17 protein-coding genes are annotated in these 19,697 nt (G+C 62.6%); 9 read left to right on the forward strand and 8 right to left on the reverse strand.

The window, feature by feature from the left end:
* Positions 1-26: 26 nt before the first annotated feature.
* A complete protein-coding gene (locus PAQ31011_RS14850) occupies positions 27-812 on the reverse strand; it encodes an AraC family transcriptional regulator (protein ID WP_150576576.1) in 786 nt (261 codons plus the stop codon).
* Between the two features lie 318 nt (positions 813-1,130).
* On the opposite strand from PAQ31011_RS14850, the gene PAQ31011_RS14855 reads away from it, so the two are divergent.
* Both PAQ31011_RS14855 and ribA read left to right on the forward strand, forming a co-directional pair.
* Positions 1,131-3,305 carry a TonB-dependent siderophore receptor gene (locus PAQ31011_RS14855; RefSeq protein ID WP_150576577.1) on the forward strand — a complete coding sequence of 725 codons (2,175 nt, stop codon included), beginning with the start codon at positions 1,131-1,133 and terminating at the stop codon, positions 3,303-3,305.
* Positions 3,306-3,511: 206 nt separating this feature from the next.
* Complete coding sequence (ribA, locus tag PAQ31011_RS14860; RefSeq protein ID WP_150576578.1) at positions 3,512-4,168, forward strand: GTP cyclohydrolase II; 657 nt, start codon at positions 3,512-3,514, stop codon at positions 4,166-4,168.
* A gap of 15 nt (positions 4,169-4,183) precedes the next feature.
* Here ribA and PAQ31011_RS14865 read toward each other — a convergent pair whose 3' ends face one another.
* The 7 genes from PAQ31011_RS14865 to PAQ31011_RS14895 all read right to left on the reverse strand — a co-directional run bounded on the left by PAQ31011_RS14865 (position 4,184) and on the right by PAQ31011_RS14895 (position 11,549).
* Positions 4,184-4,465 carry a DUF3325 domain-containing protein gene (locus PAQ31011_RS14865; protein WP_150576579.1) on the reverse strand — a complete coding sequence of 94 codons (282 nt, stop codon included), beginning with the start codon at positions 4,463-4,465 and terminating at the stop codon, positions 4,184-4,186.
* Positions 4,462-6,150: a PepSY-associated TM helix domain-containing protein gene (locus PAQ31011_RS14870; protein ID WP_150576580.1), complete on the reverse strand. Its 1,689-nt coding sequence runs from the start codon at positions 6,148-6,150 to the stop codon at positions 4,462-4,464. The genes PAQ31011_RS14865 and PAQ31011_RS14870 overlap by 4 nt, the downstream gene beginning before the upstream one ends.
* Positions 6,147-6,494, reverse strand: coding sequence for a DUF3649 domain-containing protein (locus tag PAQ31011_RS14875; RefSeq protein WP_150576581.1), 348 nt, complete (start codon positions 6,492-6,494; stop codon positions 6,147-6,149). Before PAQ31011_RS14875 ends, PAQ31011_RS14870 begins: the two co-directional genes overlap by 4 nt.
* 12 nt (positions 6,495-6,506) lie before the next feature.
* Entirely contained in the window at positions 6,507-7,247 is a 741-nt protein-coding gene (locus PAQ31011_RS14880; protein WP_150576930.1) for a DUF4198 domain-containing protein, read from the reverse strand.
* Positions 7,248-7,347: 100 nt separating this feature from the next.
* Positions 7,348-9,819 carry a TonB-dependent receptor gene (locus tag PAQ31011_RS14885; RefSeq protein WP_150576582.1) on the reverse strand — a complete coding sequence of 824 codons (2,472 nt, stop codon included), beginning with the start codon at positions 9,817-9,819 and terminating at the stop codon, positions 7,348-7,350.
* 150 nt (positions 9,820-9,969) lie between these two features.
* Entirely contained in the window at positions 9,970-11,031 is a 1,062-nt protein-coding gene (locus tag PAQ31011_RS14890; protein WP_246179594.1) for a FecR domain-containing protein, read from the reverse strand.
* Positions 11,031-11,549 carry a sigma-70 family RNA polymerase sigma factor gene (locus PAQ31011_RS14895; RefSeq protein WP_150576583.1) on the reverse strand — a complete coding sequence of 173 codons (519 nt, stop codon included), beginning with the start codon at positions 11,547-11,549 and terminating at the stop codon, positions 11,031-11,033. Before PAQ31011_RS14895 ends, PAQ31011_RS14890 begins: the two co-directional genes overlap by 1 nt.
* 647 nt (positions 11,550-12,196) lie before the next feature.
* Between PAQ31011_RS14895 and PAQ31011_RS14900 the strand changes: the two genes are divergently transcribed.
* From PAQ31011_RS14900 to PAQ31011_RS14930, 7 genes are all read left to right on the forward strand, one after another.
* Positions 12,197-12,544, forward strand: a complete 348-nt coding sequence (locus tag PAQ31011_RS14900) for a hypothetical protein (RefSeq protein ID WP_150576584.1) — start codon at positions 12,197-12,199, stop codon at positions 12,542-12,544.
* A gap of 328 nt (positions 12,545-12,872) precedes the next feature.
* Positions 12,873-15,626, forward strand: coding sequence for a magnesium-translocating P-type ATPase (mgtA, locus tag PAQ31011_RS14905; protein ID WP_150576585.1), 2,754 nt, complete (start codon positions 12,873-12,875; stop codon positions 15,624-15,626).
* A 151-nt stretch (positions 15,627-15,777) separates the two neighbouring features.
* Positions 15,778-16,512, forward strand: a complete 735-nt coding sequence (locus tag PAQ31011_RS14910) for a transporter (RefSeq protein ID WP_150576586.1) — start codon at positions 15,778-15,780, stop codon at positions 16,510-16,512.
* A gap of 228 nt (positions 16,513-16,740) precedes the next feature.
* Positions 16,741-17,232 carry an Rrf2 family transcriptional regulator gene (locus PAQ31011_RS14915; RefSeq protein ID WP_150576587.1) on the forward strand — a complete coding sequence of 164 codons (492 nt, stop codon included), beginning with the start codon at positions 16,741-16,743 and terminating at the stop codon, positions 17,230-17,232.
* Positions 17,233-17,485: 253 nt separating this feature from the next.
* Positions 17,486-17,782: a DUF4148 domain-containing protein gene (locus tag PAQ31011_RS14920; protein ID WP_150576588.1), complete on the forward strand. Its 297-nt coding sequence runs from the start codon at positions 17,486-17,488 to the stop codon at positions 17,780-17,782.
* A gap of 155 nt (positions 17,783-17,937) precedes the next feature.
* Positions 17,938-18,828 (forward strand): AraC family transcriptional regulator, encoded by an 891-nt coding sequence (locus tag PAQ31011_RS14925; protein ID WP_150576589.1) that lies wholly within the window; start codon positions 17,938-17,940, stop codon positions 18,826-18,828.
* 126 nt (positions 18,829-18,954) lie between these two features.
* The gene (locus PAQ31011_RS14930) at positions 18,955-19,668 is read left to right on the forward strand and encodes a hypothetical protein (protein ID WP_150576590.1); all 714 of its coding nucleotides are present in this window, start codon (positions 18,955-18,957) and stop codon (positions 19,666-19,668) included.
* Positions 19,669-19,697: the final 29 nt, after the last annotated feature.

Genomic DNA, 19,697 nt, shown 5'->3' on the forward strand with positions numbered 1-19,697 from the left:
TGTGTTGGCAGATGCCCGAGTCAGGCTCAGGCGTCTGCGAGATAGCGTTGCGGGGAGCGTCCCGTGACCTGTTTGAACATGGCGATGAAGGCGCTGGGGCTGGCATAGCCGAACGCGTCTGCCGTCGCCGCGACCGACACCCCCTGTGCCAGCGTCGAAATCGCTTCGGACACGCGCAAGTGTTGACGCCACGTCACGAACGTCATGCCCGTCTCCGTCTGGAACTGACGCGCGAGCGTGCGTCCGCTCACCCCGAACTGTTCCCCCCAGAAGTCGAGCGTCAGTTTGCTGGCCGGCTCGTTCATCAGGTGCTCACAGATCGCTTGTAACCGCTCGTCCTTCGGCACCGGCACGCCGCGTTCGGGCACTGGTGCTGCGTCGTGCAACACACCCATCAACGGCGGTACCGAGAGCGCTGCACGGCTCGTGGGACCGTAGCTGTCGCCATCACGGCTGACGGTCACGGCCAGTTCGCGAATCAGCGGGGTGACGAGAATCACCGTCGGAATGGTCCAGTCCCACGGGAACGCGCGCGGCTCCATGTAGATGTTGCCCATCTGTCCGTCGCCCACCGCGTGCAGTTCATGTTCGATGTCCGACGGCAGCCAGAGCGCTCGCGAGGGCGGCAGCGTCCAGATGGCGGACGGTGTCAGTACGCGCACAATCCCGCGCACCGGGAACACCAACTGGCCGTGACGATGGCGATGCCAGATCAGCCGTTCGCCGTGACGGAAGGGCGTGACCTGTGCAAAGACATCGCGCGGTAACGGCCGCACGGCATTGGGAAATCGTTTGCGCAGGAAGTCACTCATGGGGGGATTGCGGGTCTCGCGTCAGGATGTCGCCAATTGGATAACGATTGTCAAAAAATCGACACTTATTGTCGTCCTTACCTTTTTCGAACCCGATATTCTCCATAGCTATCAATGTGTTGAGCCGGATCACACGCAAATTTAGTAATGAGTCTCATTTGCGATATTTCCGCCAGTGTAGCGGGAATTGGACGGTGGCCACACAAAGCACACGAACGTTAATTTTGGATCGCCGGTAGAACCCGGCAACAAGGGGAAGTGTTGTCAACGATGCAAACGAATCAGAATTCTCGCCGGACGCAGGCCGCACGGGGTCATATGTTCGATGCAATACGCGCAGGGCAGTCGTCGAATGCGCGCCATGCGCTCACGCCTGTCGCCGTCGCCATGCTGGTGCTGTGCGCTGCGACGGCGCATGCGCAGACGCCGTCGCCTGCGGCTTCGTCTTCGGGCGGCGGTGCCGCGTCCGCCGCACTACCGGCGGCCAACGTGACGGCACAGCGCGACGCGCAAACCGAAGGCTCGACCTCCTACGGCACGCAGACTACGACAATCGGGAAAACGCCGCAGGCGCTGAAGGACATTCCTAACTCGGTATCGGTCGTCACGCGTGCGCGCATGGACGATCAGGCCATGACCTCGGTCGCCGATGCATTGCAGTTCACCACCGGCATCACCGCGATCAACTATGGCGACGGCACGTACTACTTCAACTCGCGCGGCTACAACGTGGGCGTGGAGTTCGACGGTGTTTCGATCCTGAGCGGTATTCAATACCAGCCGCAGTTCGATCTGTCGATGTACGATCGGGTGGAAGTTTTCCGCGGCCCGGCGGGCCTGCTTGACGGCACAGGCGAGCCGGGAGGCACAGTTAATCTTGTGCGCAAGCGTCCGGGCGACACATTCGCCGTGCGTAGCGAAACGACGATCGGTTCGTGGGCGAACTATCGTCAGATGATCGACGTGACCGGCCCCCTCAATCAGTCGGGCACGATTCGCGGGCGAGCGGTATTGACGGGCGACACCGGTAACAAATCGATCACGCGTACCAGCGAGAGCAATTTCCTGGCTTACGGCGCGCTCGAATTCGACCTCACACCGCGCACACTGCTGTCGCTGTCGGGCTCTTACCAGGTCAATCCGCTGCATGGGTTCGACTACGGTCAGTCACTGCTGACCAACCGTTCGTTCCTCGACGCACCAAATAACTCGAACTTCTCGCCGGACTGGAACTACAGTTGGGCGTCGATGCAGGAAGTTAACGGCAAACTGGAGCATCGCTTCGATAACGACATCGTGTCGACGACGACCGTCAATTATCGTCATGTGCTTTCCAACAGCAAGTACGCCTATCTCGGCCCGGGGATCAATCCGACGACGCTTACTGCCCGGTATTTCGGCCAGTCGCAGCGAGGCGAGAACAATCTGTTGGGGATCGACTCGCATCTGTCCGGACCGGTGCAGGCGTTTGGCCGCAAGCACGAGTGGCTTGTCGGCATGAACTACCAAATGACGCAGCAGCGCAGCCTGTCCGGTGGTCAGAATCTCGGCACGTTCAGCATCTTTTCGCCGCCGTCGAACGAGCCGACGATTCCGTTCACGTCGGGTAACAACCTGCAGGCGCAGCAATTCGGCGTCTACGGGCAGGCGCGTGTGCGCGTGCTCGATCCGCTGACCGTCGTGTTGGGAGGACGCGAGGCGTGGTTCCAGCAGCAAAGCCAAAGCCTGTTGCCGACCGAGGGGCCGTGGAACACCACTGCGCGGGCGAATCACAAGTTCATTCCGTATGGCGGCGTCGTACTGGCGCTTACGCCGCAGATCAACGCGTACTTCAACTATTCGAAGATATTCGCGCCGCAGACAGCAACGACGTTCGACGGGCAGGGATTGCCACCGCGTGAGGGGCAGCAGTACGAAGTCGGCGTGAAAGGTTCGTTCCTCGACGGTCGCCTGAGCGCGACGGTGGCGGCATTCCGGATGACGGACACCAACCGCGCAGTCGCAGACCCGTTCCACGCGATCGGTTCGGTGGCGGCAGGCTCGGCGCAAAGTCAGGGCTGGGAGGCCGAAGTGACCGGGCAGGTCACGCGCAACTGGAACGTCTATGCCGGTTACACGCTGCTCAACACGCGATACAACAGCGATCCGAGCCAGATCGGTCAGGCGCTCGACGGCGAGGAGCCGCAACATCTGTTCAAGCTGTACACAACCTATCGCTTCTCGGACGGTCCGTTCGGCGGTGTGCTTGATGGTCTGCGGATCGGCGGGGGCGTTCGTATCCAAAGCTCGACGTACCGGACCGTGGGCGCGGCACAAGGGGGGTACGCGGTGTGGGACGCAATGCTTGCGTACCGCGTGAACCGCCATCTGGAAGCACAGTTGAACGTGAACAACGTGTTCAATCGTGACTATTACGCACGGGTGCCGTCGACCTTCTATGGCATTTATGGCGAGCGTCGCAATGTGATGCTCACGCTGCGTGCCGACTACTGATCGCGGCAGGAAGCGGCCGGTCAGGGCTGACGGGGGGGTATCGTCAGCCCCCGTCGGCGCGGCGTTCGGCCGATTGGACAGCGTCGTGCAACAGTCTGTTGCATGGCGCTGTCGGCTGAAATTCGGAAATGGCGGTACACTCCGAACACGCGCTACCACCGTCTGGTGGTGAGCGACTTCCAATTCCAGCCCGTTTGAACGTCAACATGAAGTCCCCTGGTACTGCCCCTGCCACGCTCAATTGCGACGCTGGCGAATGCGTCGAGCTTGTCGCTACGGCAACGCTGCCCACTCGCTACGGCACCTTTACTTCCCACGCATTTCGCGTCAAAGACAGCGCCAACGAGCATCTCGCGCTGGTGATGGGCGACGTGTCGGGCGCGGGTGGCGAACTGCCGCCGTTGGTACGCCTGCACTCGGAATGTCTGACGGGGGATGTCTTCGGTTCCTATCGCTGCGATTGCGGCGAGCAACTGGACGTGAGCATGCGCAAGATCGCCGAAGAGGGGCGCGGTGTGATGCTGTATCTGCGCGGTCATGAAGGGCGCGGCATCGGTCTGAGCAATAAGATTCGTGCTTATCTGCTGCAAGAGCAGGGGCGCGACACGGTCGAAGCCAACCTCGATCTCGGCCTGCCCGACGACGCGCGCGAATACGACTCTGCGGCTGCCATCCTGCGCATTCTCGGGGTGGGTTCGGTGCGCCTCATGAGCAACAACCCGAAGAAGTTCGACACGCTCATCAAGCACGGCATCCCAGTGAGCGAGCGTGTCACGCTCGACATTCCGATGCGCGAAGAGAACGAGCGCTATATCCGCACCAAGCAGGCCAAGTTCGGCCACTACTTCGAAGAGAACGAGTGATCGTCGGCCAGTCTCTCAGCGAGACTGGCGGCGGCGCTCCGCCAGAATGAGCGTCAGATACACCAGACCGGCGGCCATGCTGGTCTGTCCGCTGTAGCTCACCAGCCCGAATCCCCATCCCTGATCCATGACCGTTGCGCCGAGCGCCGCAGCCAATGCCGTCCATCCGGCGATCCGGCCATTGCGCGTGCGCGCCGGTGAAACGCGTCCGAAGAACGCCTCCTGCTGACGCTCCGTCGACATCGCCAGCGCCGCAAAGCCCGCGAGGCAGAGCGCAAAAGTAACGAAATGACTCATGCGCGGTCCTCGTTCAACGGGGCATTGATCGACGCACTGGCCGTCGTGCGGGACGGTGCCGTGGCGCGCGCGGGCTTCGTCTTGGGCTTGTGACGCGCGGTGCGAATCGCGAGCCACGCATGCAGCGCCGCGAAGGCCAAGAGCATCAGATCCACGCCTGCGTAGACCCAGTCGCCGGTCGTCAGGCTATGCCAGAGGCCGCGCGACGTCGTGACAGCGTTCAGTACCGGTAGCAGCGCGAGCACGGCAGCGCCGAACCACAGCAATTCCACCCACGCACGTTTGGCGGGGCGCACCAGCGCGTATAGCAACGTTGCTGCCCATACCCAATAGAACACGTCGACTTCGGTGACGCTGCGCTTGAGTGCATCCGCCGGAATCAAGCGGTTGCCCCAGAGGAACGCCGTCATCGCAATCGAGAGGCCCGCAATCGCTGCGATGTTCAGACGCTCGACCACGTGAAAGCCGAAATGGGGACGCGTCGGGTCAGGTAGCTTGCTGCGACGCTTGACTGTCCACATCACCAGCCCCGAGCCGACCATCGCCGTGCCGCCGAGACTGACGAGGAAGTACAGCCAGCGCAGATGCAGATCGCTGAAGCGTCCGAGGTGCAGGGCGTACATCACGCCACGCGTTTCGGCCGCCGGGCCGACACCGTCGTGAACATCGAGCAGCTTGCCGGTCGTCCCCTCGAACAGCAGGTACTGCGGGCTCATCGAGACGCGGGTGCTTTCGCCGCGTGTGACGGCCACGCGCGCCGCCGCGTCACCGGCATTGGTGACGGTCACGCGTCCGACATCGTTCGCACCCCAACGGGCCTGCGCTTCACGCACCATCGGCGCAATCGGTGCCAACGGCGCTTTTTCACCCGTCGGCTTACCCGGCGGTGGGAAGGCGCTGAGCTGGGCGCTGAGTTGCGCGCGGTCCATCGGTGTCTTGATCGCCGTTTGCGCGCCCCACGGCATGTACATCGCCATGAGGGTCACGAGGCCGGTGTAGGTGATCATCAGATGGAAGGGCAGGCCGAAGACCGACAGCGCGTTGTGCGCATCGAGCCATGAGCGTTGTCCCTTGCCCCATCGGAAGGTGAAGAAGTCGATGAAGATTTTCTTGTGCGTGATCACACCGCTGACGATCGCCACCAGCATGAACATCGCGCAGAAGCCCGCGAGCCAGCGTCCCCACAGGACCGGCAGCGGGTGAAACTGGAAGTGGAACCGATAGAAGAAGTCGCCGCCAAGGGTTTCGCGTGCCTTGAGCGTCTGACCGGTCGAGGGATCGAACGTCGCTTCTTCGAAGGTGCGGCGCGGGGCGCTGTCAGCACTTTTTCCTTCGCCTTTGATTGTGCCTTTCGGCGCAGGCGGATTGCGCCAGAAGACGCCCGCGACCGGATTGCGCTCGGTGGGCAGGTAGATGCTCCACTGCGGGCTGCCCGCAGCGAGCGTCACGAGTTGATTGCCGACGTTCTGTGCGACCACCGCCGGATCGGGCAACGATTGCTGATGCGGCACTTCAGGGCGCATCCATTGAGACAGTTCGTCCTTGAAGTAGCTCACCGTGCCCGTGAGGAACATGGCGTACAGCAGCCAGCCGACGAGTAGGCCGGACCACGTATGCAGGTCCGACATCGTCTGACGGATGCCACGTGCCTGTGGCTTCGCTTTCGGCGTAGGCGTAGACGTCATGCCGCACCTCCCGTCAGGTGGCCGGAAGCCACCGCCCACGCAGCCAGCGCAAGCGGTGCAGCCACAATAAGCAGACCGGCCCAGGCACGCCATGCACTGCGCACGGCGAACACCCAGACGACCGCACCGGCATAGAGGGCGAAGCTCGCCAACTCGCCGGTGATGACCGCCTGCGCCTTGTTCATCGGCAGTGCGAGTACGGCAACGCTCGCGAGGGCGGCCACGGCGTAACCGCCGCCAATGGCCGCCACGATGCGTGAGATAAGCGCCCCGATGTTGACGATGCGTTCGGAAAGTCCAGCGTTGCCGACCTTGCCGGACGGGGCGCGGCGAGCCTGAGCCATGATGCGTGTCGCTTACTTGTTGGGCGTGGCAGCGGGGCCAGCCGGCAGAGGTTCGATGCCGTCGGCTTGCATAACGGTCGTGGTCGTCACGTAGCTCACGCCTTGATAGCGCTCGGCACCCTTGGCACCCGGGCGCTCACCCGGCGTCATGTCCTTGTGACTGACTTCGGCAACATACACACCCTTCCACGGCATGTCGAACGTCACGAGCCCCTGTTCGTTCGTATGCGCTTCCTTGGCCCAGCCCGATTGCGTGACGAGCGAGACCTTCGCCTTGGGCAGCGGCTTGCCCTGGAAGAACAGCTGGAACTCGCCCTGCTTGCCGGCGGGCACGAGATCGAGCGTCAGTTGCGGCTTCTGCTTCGAGAAGTCGGTCGCCAGACGCGCCGCAGGGCGGTACCAGTTCGTGACTTCCTGGCCGTCGCGCTTGGACGTGAAGAGCGGGTATTTCGCTTCTTCGGCGATCAGCGATTCACCGGCGCTCGCCTTGAACGGGAGCGCAAAGCCGTTGGCCGTCTTGGTGGCGGCGGCCGTCTTCTCGCCCTGTGCCGAGCTGAGCGTGCCGGTGGGCGCGACGAACTTGTCGAGCAGGCCCGGCGACGCTTCACGCAGGTTTTCGCCGAATTCGCCGAAGCGGATCACGGCGTTCTGACCGGCAGGCTGCTCGATCCAGATCTGGTGTGCCTGCGCAGCACCGGCGAAGGCGATGAGGGCACCGGCGGTGAGCTTGACCAACTGGGGCAGTCGCGTCATTCGGTGGGTGGCAGTCGTCTTCATTGCGGTCTCCTTGGAGAGGTGGCGAAACGGAAGGAATCGGTGAATCGGTGGAGGCTCATCGGCATGTCGTTCGTCTTCAGAAGTCGATTTGCGCCGAGAGCAGGAACGTGCGCGGTGCGGCCACGGTGGCGTAGGTGCCGCTCATGAGCCAGTAGTTCGAATTGAAAAGGTTCTCGATGTTGGCGCGGAACACGACCGACTTGCCCGCGACACGCGTGCGATAACGCGCGCCGATGTCGTAGCGTGTCCATGCGGGCAGTTCGAGCGTGTTGGCGGCGTTGAAGTACATGCGCGACGTGTTGATGATGCGGCCGTTGAGCGAGAGGCCCGGCACCCACGGCGTATCCCAGTCGACGCCGAGGTTGAACGCGCGCTTGGGCACGCCGTTCGCATCGTTGCCGTCGTTGGTGCCGCCGGCGGTCTTGGTGAGCTTCGCGTCGTAGAACGTGGCGCTGGCCATCAGGCGCAGACCCTTCACGACTTCGCCGTATGCCGACAGTTCGATGCCGCGATTGCGCTGCTCGCCGTCGAAGCTGTAGAGATTGGTCGACGGATCGGTCACGGCGTTAGGGCGCTGTACCTGGAACACCGACACCGTCGTCGTCACAGGACCCCAGTCGGCCTTCACACCGGCTTCGTACTGCTTCGACTTGTACGGCGGGAACACTTGCCCGGCGTTGACGGTGCCGACGGGCGCAGTGCCGCCACGCGACAGACCCGAGGTGAAGTTCGCGTACACCGACACATTCTGGAGCGGCTTGACGACGATGCCTGCGAGCGGCGAAACGGCGCTCTGGTCGTACGTTCCGGTCAGTGCGCCGGTGGCGGTGCTGAAGTTGTCGAGCGCAACACGCTGGTGACGCAGGCCGCCGGTGAGCAACACGCGGTCGTTCAGGAACGACAGTGTGTCGGTCACAGCGATACTGGTCAGCGCGGATTCAGACGCCTTCTTGGCCTCGGTGCGCGCCGCGCCGATGCCGGGCAGCGGCGAGGGGTTGTAGATGTTCGAGGCCACCGACGTCGAGCCCGGCACATAGGCGTTGCCCGAGTCCTGCTCCAGACGCGATGCCTGCACCGTCACCGTGTGACCGACGTCGAACGTCCTGAAGTTCACGCGCGCGCCCACTTCGCCCGTGCGCGAGCGCGTGTACGAGTCGTAATACGAATTCATGACGGTGAAGTTGCCGAGCGCGTCGGCGGGGCCGCTCGGGAACGTCTGATAGGCCGTGGCGTAGTGATAGCCCACGGCACCCCACACCGTCACGTTGCGCAGCACGTCGTATTCGAGGCGCGTGGTCACGGCCGAGTCGTGCAGATGCAGTTCGCTGCCGGGGTAGAAGTTGCGATAGCCCGAGGGGGCGTCCGGAATCTTCTTCACAGACGACTGGAAGCCGATCTGCGGACGGAAGTTGTCGTCGCCTTCGTGTTGCGTGTAGGCGTCGAGCGTCCAGCGCAGACGTTGCGTGGTGTAGTCGAGGCCGACCGAGCCGAAGCCGATGTTCTGCTTTCCATTGTCGAGCGTGGTGTTGCCGTCACGGAACACACCGTTCAGACGCACGCCCCATTCCTGGTTTTCGCCGAAGCGACGGCCCACGTCGGCTTCGACGCCGAGTTGCGATTTGCTTTGGAACGTGGTCGTCAGCCGCGTGATCGGCTCGCTCGTGGCGCGCTTGGTCACCACGTTGATCGCGCCACCGATGCTGCCGCTCGGGCCGATGCCGTTCATCAGCGTGCCCGGTCCCTTGAGGACTTCAATGCGCTCGACAATGGCCGCTGGCACCCGGCTGGCGGACGCCATGCCGTACAGGCCGTTCAGGCCCACGTCGCTACTGGAGACGGTGTAACCGCGAATCTGGAAGTCTTCGCCGAAGCCGCCGCTGGAGGTCAGCATGCGCACCGACGATTCGTTGATGACGACATCCGCGAGCGTGCGCGCTTGCTGATCGCGCACCATCTGCTCGGTGTAGTTCATCGTGCTGAACGGCACGTCCATGGCGTCGGCCGAGCCGAGCATGCCGAGGCTGCCGCCGCGTGCGATCTGGCCGCCCGCGTAGGCCGGTTGCAGACCGTTGTCGTACGTGGCGGTGACGTGGGTCGTCGGCAGGGCGACGGCGCCGTCCAGGGACGCGGCGCTGCTTGCCGGTTGAATCAGAAAGCTGCCGTTCGATTGCGGGACGACTTCCACGCCGGTGCCTGCCACGAGCGCGTCGAGGCCGTTACGCGGCGTGTAGGTGCCTTTCAGGCCGTTGCTGTGACGTCCCGCTGTGACTTCAGGCTTGAACGACAGCATGATGCCGGCGTCGCGACCGAAGCGGCTCAGCGCGTCTTCGAGCGAACCCGCGGGGATGTCGAAGGCGCGCGCGCCAGGTGCACCCGCATTCTGGGCCTGCGCTGAGAGCGGCGTGAGAGCGACTGCGAGGACCGCGCCCGTGGGTGCGGCAACGGCTGCGCCAAGGGCGATGCGGCCCAATGCGCAGGCCATCCGCGTGCGGCGATGGACCCAATGTGGTTGGCTGGGGCGCTGTTGCTGCCCACGGACGTGACCCATGATCTGACCTTTCGTGTGGAAGTAGAGCGGTGGTGCTCGACTTCCATGACCCGCGAAAAACAGAAACGGATCACCTTTTTCAAAAAAATTCGTTGAGCCGCCGGAATGCGGCTGGAGGGCGGCTGGATTCGGTCGTTCGGTGCCTTTGCGTCAGGCCGGAACGAGCCGGATTTCTCTCGTGCCCCAGAAGCGGGTGACCGCTTCCGTACGCACCGCAAGCGTGGTGCCGAGTGTGTCGAGGACTTTGCCGACGTCGTCGAGCGGAAACGTGCCCGACACGCGCAGATTGGCGACGCTCGCATCGCAGGAGAGCGATGCGTTGCTGTAGCGCGCCAACTCGTCCACGAAATCGCCAAGCCGCATGCTGCGCGCGACGATGAAGCCTTCGGCCCATGTCGCGTCGTCCGTGGGCGTCTTGGTGACTTCGGAGATGCTGTTCGTCGTGTAGCTCGCGTGGTGTCCGGCCTGCACGATCAGCGACTTGTCGGACGTGGCCCGCGGACGAATCTCCACAGCGCCCTTGAACACGCTCACATGCGTGCCGTCGTCGAACTGGCGCACGGTGTAACGCGTACCGAGCGCGCGTGCCGTGCCCTGCGAGGTTTCGATGAGGAACGGGCGGGGCGGCACAAGGTTGTCCGGCGCGGTCGTGATCAGTACTTCGCCGCCGATCAGCCTGACGCGGCGTTCGTCGTCGCGAAAGACGATGTCGATGGCACTGTCCGTGTTGAGCACGAGTTGTGTGCCGTCATCCAACTGCAACTTACGACGCTCGCCCACAGCGGTTTGCACGTCGGCCGACCAGTGCCGCCACGGCGACGAATGCAGCACGCCCCATGTGCCGCCACCGGCGAAGAGCAGCACGGCCAGCGACTTCACTGCGCGGCGGCGCTGCGGTGATGCGGGGGGAGCCAGTGCGGCTTGCGCGACACCGGCTTCCACGGGCGCAGCGAGCGGCGCGAGCTTGCCTTTGACGGACTCGATGCGTTGCCAGGCACGTTCGTGATCGGGATGTGCGGTGCGCCACGCGTGCCAGTCGGCGACGGTTTGCGGCGAGACGTCGTCACCCTGCAACTCGATGAGCCACTCGACCGCGCGCTCGGCCACGTCCGCCGGCAGATTGGCGGCGTCGGTGGTGGCGTCGTACCAGCTTGAGCGAATGGCGGGCATGGCGGTGGCGTTATTGGGCTGCCGGGGCTGACGGGATGGCATCAGTCGAGAAACGACAGGTCGGCGAAATAGCAGCGCTGCAAGGCTTTCGCGAGGTAGCGCTTGACCGTCGGAATCGAGATGCCGAGCGTGGCCGCAATCTGGGCGTGCGTTTGTCCGTCCAGCTGCGAATGCAGAAACGCCTGCCGCACGATGGTCGGCAGGCCGTCCAGAAGTCGATCCAGTTCCAGCAGGGTCTCAAGCATGATGGCGCGCGTTTCGGGCGACCATTCGACGTCGCGCGGCACCTGTGCGAGGGCTTCGAGATACGCGCGTTCGAGCTTCTGACGTCGCCAGTGATTCGAGACGAGATTCTGCGCAACCGTCGTGAGATACGCACGCGGTTCGTCGAACGAGGCGGGGACCCGCTCGCTGCCGAGCAATCGCACGAAAGTGTCGTGCGCAATGTCGGCCGCTTGTTCCGCACTGCCCAGACGTCGATGCAACCAGCCCCTCAACCACGAATGGTGATGGCTGTACAACATCTCGACGGTAGAGGGGAGGGTGCCCGGGGTTTGCATGATCCAGCCTGACGCTCGGTCTACTCACGACGCTCAGGACCAGCGCGAACGCTGGCAACGGTCATGCAGCAGGTGAGACAAATGCCAATAATTTGTTAATGATAATCATTATTAATAACTCATGGGAAATATCCCTGTCAATCGGAAGTGCTTTCCGTATAGACAATTCATCGGAGTGCCGAATTCGGGACGTCGTCGCTCAGGGCCGTGGGATCGGCTTGAGCGGTCGGGGGCGGTGTTGTATTAAGGAGAATTCTGAAGATGTTTGCGATGCAGCATTTATCGCTTGACGCTCCAATTTGGCCTCAGTTACCATCCGCCCTGTCTTCAATCTAAGGGGTTAGTCCGTGAATTCCGATGCCAGTAGTCCTCGATCTTTGATCGATTGATTGCCTGAGGATCCACAGCCTTCCCTGTGCCGCGTCCTCATGCAGGATGCGGTGTCTTGCGCCACTTGAACGCTCGCCCTGAGCGTATGTTTTCGGCGTCATTCCCGCAAAAGTTTCCACTGTCGTGCCTGTGATGGGCGTTGTCGTCTTGCGCATGTGTTTTGCATCGTGCGTTGCGACGATGCGTTTTCGCGAGCCGGCCGTCCATGCCGCGCGCTCACATGCGGTACGGACACTTCGCAGCCATGCGAGGAAATCATGCGAGCTTTTCAAACCTTCCAGGCTTTCCAGAGCCAACCGACACGCACCACGCCGGTGTCGCACCTGACCATCGTTTGTCTGGCCGAGGCCCTCGGGGCCTTGCGCAAGCAGATGTTCATCGATCTCACCGCGCTCGGTCTGCGCGCCACGCACGTCAGCATCACCCGCTGGAGCGACCGCGACGAGGCGTCCGCCACCGTTACGCTCGATTGCCCGCAGGGTTCGCGCGCTTCGCTCACGTCGCTCGTCATGCGACTGTCGGGCGAGCGCAGCGTGCGCCGCGTGTTCTGGTCCGACGACGCCTCGCGTCGCGCCGCGACCACGGGCATGCCCGCGCACGCTTAGTGCCGCGCGGCTGATCGAGCCGCCCCATCACTGCCGGACAACGCAACGATCGTTTGCCGGCGTACCGAATCAACGAACATAAGGAGTCCGAAATGGAAGACGGAAGTAGCCGAATGTGGCCCGTCGGGACCGTACCTTTGACGTATGGCTTCCCGGCGGGCGATCCGATGCCAGACCTCAGTATTTTTGCTTTCACCGACCGCGTGCTGCGCGGCGCGGCTGGGTGCGTTCGCGCGTTTTTTCCGGAGAGTGATCTTCGGTAGCGACTGACGAGACCGGCCCGCCGCCCGCCCATCAGGGCAAGCGTAAGTCGCGCCAGGAAATCGTCATGACAAATAACCACCGCTCCCGCCATAAGCAGCGCGGCTTCGTCGACAACGCAACAGCGTCCGACCTGCCGCTCTCGGGCCCCGAAGTCGTCGCACGTCTTGCGACCGAACCGCTGCACCAGGTCCTGCACACGCTCGGCACCGATGTCAGCGGCTTGCCGCTCGCCGACGTCGGTCAGCGCCAGACGCGCTACGGCCCCAACGAAATTGCCCACGACAAGCCGCCGCACTGGACACGCCAGCTTGTCAGCGCCTTCAACAACCCGTTTGTCTTCGTGCTACTCGCGCTCGTTACGATCAGCTTCTTTACCGACGTCTATTTCGCCGATCCGGGCGATCAGGATTACAAGGGCATCATCATCCTGTCGACGATGGTGACGATCAGCGGCCTGCTGCGCTTCTTCTCCGAGTTCCGGTCGCTGCAGGCGGCCGAGAAGCTCAAGGCGATGGTGCGCACCACGGCCAGCGTGCGCCGCCGTCTGTCGGCGTCGGGCAAGTCTGAGCGTCACGAGGTCGCCATGCGCGAGTTGGTCGTGGGCGACATCGTGACGCTTCAGGCAGGGGACATGATCCCGGCCGATCTGCGTCTGATCGAATCGCGCGACCTGTTCATCAGCCAGGCGGTGCTCACCGGCGAGGCGTTGCCCGTCGAGAAGTACGACACGCTGGGCGCTGTGGCTCAGAAGTCCGCGTCCATCGCAGCAGGCGAGGGCAATGCCAACCTGCTCGATCTGTCCAACGTCTGCTTCATGGGGACGAACGTTGTGAGCGGCACGGCCGTGGGCGTGGTCGTCGCCACCGGCGGTGACACGTATTTCGGTGCGCTGGCGAAGAACGTCGTGAGCCACAAGCGTGTGGAGACGAGCTTCGACCGTGGCGTGAACAGCGTGAGCTGGCTGCTGATTCGCTTCATGCTGGTGATGGTGCCGATCGTCTTCATGATCAACGGCCTCACCAAAGGCGACTGGGTCAGCGCCTTGACGTTTGCGCTGGCAGTGGCCGTGGGCCTGACGCCCGAGATGCTGCCCATGATCGTGAGCGCCAACCTTGCACGCGGCGCGCTGGCGATGTCGCGCCGCAAGGTGGTGGTCAAGCGTCTGAACTCGGTGCAGAACTTCGGCGCGATGGACGTGCTGTGCACGGACAAGACCGGCACGCTCACGCAGGACCGCATCATTCTCGAACAGCATCTGGATGTGGCGGGCGACGAGCAGGAAGACGTGCTGCGTCTGGGCTGGCTCAACAGCTATCACCAGAGCGGTCAGCGCAATCTGATCGACGTGGCGATCATCCGTCGCGCCAACGAGATCGGCGAATCGGTGCAGCCGCGCGCGTTTGCCAAGATCGACGAACTGCCGTTCGACTTCGTACGCCGCCGTCTGTCTGTTGTCGTCGCGAACGATCGCGGCGAGCATCAGATGATCACGAAGGGTGCCGTCGAAGAAATGTTGTCTGTCGCCACGCATGTGAAAACCCCGCAGGGTGTGCGTGCGCTCGACGACACGGCACGCGCCATGCTGATTGCGCGCGCCGAGGCATACAACGAAGACGGTTTCCGCGTGCTGGTCGTGGCCACTCGCGACATTCCGGTGGGTGAGACGAAGACGCAGTACAAGACGTCCGACGAACGTGAGCTGACGGTGTGCGGTTTCCTCACCTTCCTCGATCCACCCAAGGATTCCGCCGCCCCGGCGATCGCCGCGCTGCGCGAGCACGGCGTGACGGTCAAGGTGCTCACGGGCGACAACCCGATCGTCACGATCAAGGTGTGCCGTCAGGTCGGACTGGAGCCGGGCACGCCGCTGCTCGGTGCCGACATCGAGCCGATGGACGACGCCACGCTGCGCGAAGTCGTGGGACGCACGACCGTGTTCGCCAAGCTCGCCCCGTTGCACAAGGCGCGCGTGGTCAAGGCCTTGCAAGCTAACGGCCACACCGTGGGCTTCCTCGGCGACGGCATCAACGACGCCCCGGCGCTGCGCGATGCCGACGTGGGCATCTCGGTGGACACCGGTGCGGATATCGCCAAGGAAACCGCCGACATCATCTTGCTGGAAAAGAGCCTGATGGTGCTCGAAGCGGGCGTGATCAAGGGCCGCGAGACGTTCGGCAACATCCTCAAGTACCTGAACATGACGGCCAGCTCGAACTTCGGCAACGTGTTCTCTGTGCTGGTGGCGAGCGCGTTCCTGCCGTGGGAACCGATGCTGGCGATGCAGTTGCTCATCCAGAACCTGATCTATGACATCTCGCAGATGTTCCTGCCGTGGGACCGCATGGATCCGGAGTTCCTGAAGAAGCCCCGCAAGTGGGACGCCAGCAACATCCGCCGCTTCATGCTGTGGATCGGGCCGACTTCCTCGGTATTCGACATTACGACCTATGCGCTGATGTGGACGGTCTTCGGTGCAGGTGCGCTGTATCACGCGCATGGTGGCGACGCCGGTCAGGTCATCATGAATTCGGGCTGGTTCATCGAAGGGCTCGTTTCTCAGACGCTGGTCGTGCACCTGCTGCGCACGCAGAAGATTCCGTTCCTGCAAAGCACGCCGGCGCTGCCGATCATGCTCTCGACGTCCGTTGCCATTGCGATCGCTTGCTGGCTGCCGTACTCGCCGTTCGCCGAGGCATTCGGCTTCGTTAGCCTGCCGTTCTCGTACTTCTACTGGCTCGTGGCAACGATGCTTGGGTACATCGCACTGGCGCAAACGGTGAAGACGATCTACATCCGTCGCTTCGGTCGCTGGTTCTGAGCCCTAAGCGAAGCCTGCAAGCCTAACGCACACATTGCAGATGCAATGCCACCCGCCCGATGGGGCGGGGGCGTTGCCCCCCACACACTTTCGTTCTGGCGCATGCGTTGGCATGCCGCTCGGGACGGCACACGTAAAAAGAGAACGACTCATGAAGAAGCAACTGATGTATCTCGCGCTGTTCTGCCCGATCAGCGCGTTCGCTGCGCACCCGCTGACCTCCGACGACACCGGCACGCAGGGCGACGGCAACTGGCAGTTCGAGACGAATGGCGAAGTCACGTCGAAGCAGCAGGACATTGGCCGTCAGACGCTCTGGAACAGCACGCTCACACGCGGTTTCGGCGAAGCGCTCGATCTGTACGTCAACGTGCCGTACACCAACATCCAGAACCGCTCCGAGAGCGCCGGCAGTGGCGTTGGCGACGTGGAGACCGGTGCCAAGTGGCGCATGTACGACGACGGGGCGTTCAGCGTCGGCCTCAAACCGTATCTGACATTTCCGTCAGGCAACGATCAGCGCGGACTGGGCACCGGCCGCGTGAACGCCGGCGCCACGCTGCTGGCCCAGTATCAGATCGACGACTGGACCTTCCTCGCCAACGCTGGCGGCGCTTATCAGGCGAACCGTCAGGGGCAGCGGCAGGGGGTATGGAAGGCGTCTGCGGCGGTGTTGTATCGCGTATTGCCGTCGACGCAACTGATTCTGGACGTCGGCACGTCGCAAAACCCCGATTTTGCGCAGAAGACGAACCCGGCCTTCATGATTCTGGGGGCCATCTACAGCCCGACGTCATGGATGGATCTCGATGTCGGCTATCGACGCGGTCTGAACCCGCAAACCTACGACTATTCGTGGATGGGCGGGCTGACGGTGCGTTGGTAAGCGCTTGGCGGTAAGTCCTTCTTGCGACAGGGGAATTTGCGCGCCGTACACACCCGAACATTCTGTAAAAATCCGGGTGACGTACGGCTTGTGCGGGACATAAGATGCATATCCAGGCCATGTTAAACTGGCTCGCATAATCATCAGAGGCGGCGCACTGTGCGCCGCCTGATTCGTTCCCGCTTCCGTTCCGCTTTTTTTGCGTATTTACGCCTACGTCCGCCGTCGATGCGACTTACCGACCATACCGATTACAGTCTGCGCACCCTGATCTACGTCGCGGTTCATCCCGACGAGCTCGTGCACGTGCAGTCCGTGGCGGACGCCTTCGACATTCCCAAGAATCACCTCGTCAAGATCGTGCAGAAGCTCGGCCAATTGGGCTTTCTGCATACCGTGCGCGGACGCTCGGGCGGCATTCGTCTCGGCCGCGCGCCGGAGCGCATCGGACTTGGCGAAGTGGTGCGTGCGATGGAGCCCGATTTCGCGATGGTGGAGTGCTTCCATCAGGGCGATAACGCTTGCGTCATCACATCGGCATGCCATCTGCGCGGTGTGCTCGGCGAGGCGCTGCGTTCGTATTTCGCGGTGCTCGACCGCTACACGCTCGCCGATCTCGTCAACCAGCCCAATGTGTTGCGTCGTCTTCTCGGGGATGCGGCAGCCGCTGTTATCCCGGTCGCAGACATCAAAGTCAAACGGCGCACCACCAGCGTCTGAGACGCACTGCGACAGCCACAAATTCCCCTTTTTCGGCCATCCGATCAGCGTTGGCTATCAACGTCATAGCGCGCGCCAATCACGTTCGTCAGAACTGGACGAATGGTCGCATCTTGAAGACGTCCTGCCGTGCAAGACGCGCTGTCCTTTCGTAATCTCTAGTCATGCCCGCTAGCGTTCGTCCGGTGATTCGGACGGACGCCCAAGGGAAAACGACTTACGGCACACGCTGCCGACCGAAAGGAGTTTCATCATGAATGCTCGTATTTTCGCCGCCGCTGTTATCGCCACCGCATCGCTCGCTTCCGCTTCGGCTTTCGCGGACACCCAAACGGCCGATGCTGGCCAAGCCGTGGCTTCACAAGGCGTGAGCCGTGCGCAAGTGCTTGAAGAATTGCGTGTAGCGCGTGCATCAGGCCAACTCGACCAATCGCTGCAAACCTATCCGTCGCTGCTGCAACAAGGGGTGTCCGCCGGACGCTCGCGTGCGCAAGTGCGCTCGGAAATCGGGACAGCTGCACCGGTTGCCTCCGCCGATAACCGCGCGTAATTGCACGTGATCGCACGTGAGGGCAGAGGATGGCGTGTGTAACACCCGCCATAGTTGAGCTTCTGCCACGGCAGGACAAGGGTGAGGGACGTTCCAAGCAAGGGTTACGCAAATCCTCCATAATCGGCGCACCGGGTTATCTAGACGAGTGCGCCATGGATCGGCTCTCCACCCTGATTTCGAATTTCGGCGTTCGCGCCGGTGTGTTTCATAGCGGCGGCATGTGCGGTATCGCCAGCTATGGTGTCGACGCCCACGATGGCGGTCATTTGCACTTGCTGCGTTCGGGCGAAGTTGCGCTGGTCACGGAAGACGGTGTGCGGCAGCAGATTGCCGAGCCGTCCCTGATCTTTTTCCCCCGACGCAATCACCATCAGTTGCTCTCGGGCGAGGCAGATCGCACGGAACTGGTGTGCGGCTCGCTGTCGTTCGACGGTGGTCACAACAATCCGCTCGTCTCGGCGCTGCCCGACTTCCTCATCCTGCCGACGAAATCCCTCTCGACACTGGAACTCACGCTGAACTGGCTGTTCGCCGAAGCGTTCGGCCAACATTGCGGACGTCTGGCCGTGATGGACCGGTTGTTCGAACTGCTGGTGATTCAACTGCTGCGTCACGTGCTGGAACACCGGCTTGTGAGCTTCGGCATGCTGGCCGGGCTGGGCGATCCGCGTCTCGCGCGAGCCTTGAACGTCATTCACAACCAGCCGGGCGAGCCGTGGACGGTCGAATCGCTAGCGAGCACCGCCAACATGTCGCGCGCGAATTTCGCAGCGCAGTTCCGCGAAGTCGTCGGTCAGTCGCCTGCGGACTATCTGCTGGACTGGCGCATCGGTCTGGCGCAAAAGCGTCTGCGTGACGGTCAGCCGATTGCGCGCGTGGCGGAGGAGGTCGGGTACGACAGCGCGTCGGCGCTCGCTCGTGCCTTCCGTCGCAAGACGGGCAGCAGTCCCCGCGACTGGCTGCGTGCGCAAATGCATGCGGTCACGACGTTGCCGCGTCCGAGAGTGGAGATCGTGCCGGCACTGCCGGCGCAGGCGGCGTAGTACCGGCGCTCTCTCAGCAGTAAAAGGCGTCGCGATGGTGTCTGAGCGATGAGCCATTTGCACAAGGCGGGGCACATCAAGAAGCGCAGAATGCGATTTTCTTGATGTCCTGTCCTGAGGTGTGCGGTGATTACGGAAATTGCGCAGCGATGCGAACTCCTTCTAACCCGACTGACGCAGATGGAGTCGGTGGCGAGGGCGACGGGGCGCGCGGACCAGGAGTTGCGAGACGAACTTGTCGGCGTCGCGCAGGCCGGGCCCGACGCATCACTGTATTTGACCGATCAGATCGCCGAGATCAGAAGCGAGCTCGCGCGCGAACGTGAGGCGCTCCGTATTGAAGCCGATCGTATACATGAACATCGGATGTCCATGCTTTTGGGGCGTATCGCTGGGGTACTTGTTGTGACCGAACAGCCGCCTCCTGGTGCTGACGCGGCACCCAACGATATCCCGAGTACGTCGACGGATTGCGAGCAGGCGATTCGAACATTCGTCGAGGAATGGGGAAGCACCGCCGTCCTCAATAGTGACGATTTTGCGCAATGGATGCAGTTCGCGCTTGTCGAGTTGGGCACAGCGCTTTGCGCATCTCCTGAGGATGCGCTATCCAAGGCGGTTAGGCGTTTTGATCAGATGCCGGAAATTTTGCGGGCGAACGCGCTCGAGATGATGCTTAACGTCGAAACCATCGAAGATGTCGGCGGAACAGGAACCTCCACTTCCGGAGCCACCATTATCAAGCAGGAATGGGACCTCATCGGGTTGGATCTTTTTCCACCGTCACAACATTCGCGCGTTCGGGAAATGCTAGAGGGTGAAGGTATAACCATCTCGTAACAACGGCCGACATCCTCGCCGGCCGTTAC

Source organism: Pandoraea aquatica (assembly GCF_902459565.1).
GTDB lineage: Bacteria > Pseudomonadota > Gammaproteobacteria > Burkholderiales > Burkholderiaceae > Pandoraea > Pandoraea aquatica.

Coding starts and splice junctions, on each gene's coding strand:
- ribA (WP_150576578.1), top strand. CDS start 3,512: ATGAAGTCCCCTGGTACTGCCCCTGCCACGCTCAATTGCGACGCTGGC.
- PAQ31011_RS14875 (WP_150576581.1), bottom strand. CDS start 6,494: ATGGCTCAGGCTCGCCGCGCCCCGTCCGGCAAGGTCGGCAACGCTGGA.
- PAQ31011_RS14925 (WP_150576589.1), top strand. CDS start 17,938: ATGGATCGGCTCTCCACCCTGATTTCGAATTTCGGCGTTCGCGCCGGT.
- mgtA (WP_150576585.1), top strand. CDS start 12,873: ATGACAAATAACCACCGCTCCCGCCATAAGCAGCGCGGCTTCGTCGAC.
- PAQ31011_RS14895 (WP_150576583.1), bottom strand. CDS start 11,549: ATGCAAACCCCGGGCACCCTCCCCTCTACCGTCGAGATGTTGTACAGC.
- PAQ31011_RS14920 (WP_150576588.1), top strand. CDS start 17,486: ATGAATGCTCGTATTTTCGCCGCCGCTGTTATCGCCACCGCATCGCTC.
- PAQ31011_RS14885 (WP_150576582.1), bottom strand. CDS start 9,819: ATGGGTCACGTCCGTGGGCAGCAACAGCGCCCCAGCCAACCACATTGG.
- PAQ31011_RS14900 (WP_150576584.1), top strand. CDS start 12,197: ATGCGAGCTTTTCAAACCTTCCAGGCTTTCCAGAGCCAACCGACACGC.
- PAQ31011_RS14865 (WP_150576579.1), bottom strand. CDS start 4,465: ATGAGTCATTTCGTTACTTTTGCGCTCTGCCTCGCGGGCTTTGCGGCG.
- PAQ31011_RS14880 (WP_150576930.1), bottom strand. CDS start 7,247: ATGACGCGACTGCCCCAGTTGGTCAAGCTCACCGCCGGTGCCCTCATC.
- PAQ31011_RS14850 (WP_150576576.1), bottom strand. CDS start 812: ATGAGTGACTTCCTGCGCAAACGATTTCCCAATGCCGTGCGGCCGTTA.
- PAQ31011_RS14910 (WP_150576586.1), top strand. CDS start 15,778: ATGAAGAAGCAACTGATGTATCTCGCGCTGTTCTGCCCGATCAGCGCG.
- PAQ31011_RS14870 (WP_150576580.1), bottom strand. CDS start 6,150: ATGACGTCTACGCCTACGCCGAAAGCGAAGCCACAGGCACGTGGCATC.
- PAQ31011_RS14855 (WP_150576577.1), top strand. CDS start 1,131: ATGTTCGATGCAATACGCGCAGGGCAGTCGTCGAATGCGCGCCATGCG.
- PAQ31011_RS14915 (WP_150576587.1), top strand. CDS start 16,741: ATGCGACTTACCGACCATACCGATTACAGTCTGCGCACCCTGATCTAC.
- PAQ31011_RS14890 (WP_246179594.1), bottom strand. CDS start 11,031: ATGCCATCCCGTCAGCCCCGGCAGCCCAATAACGCCACCGCCATGCCC.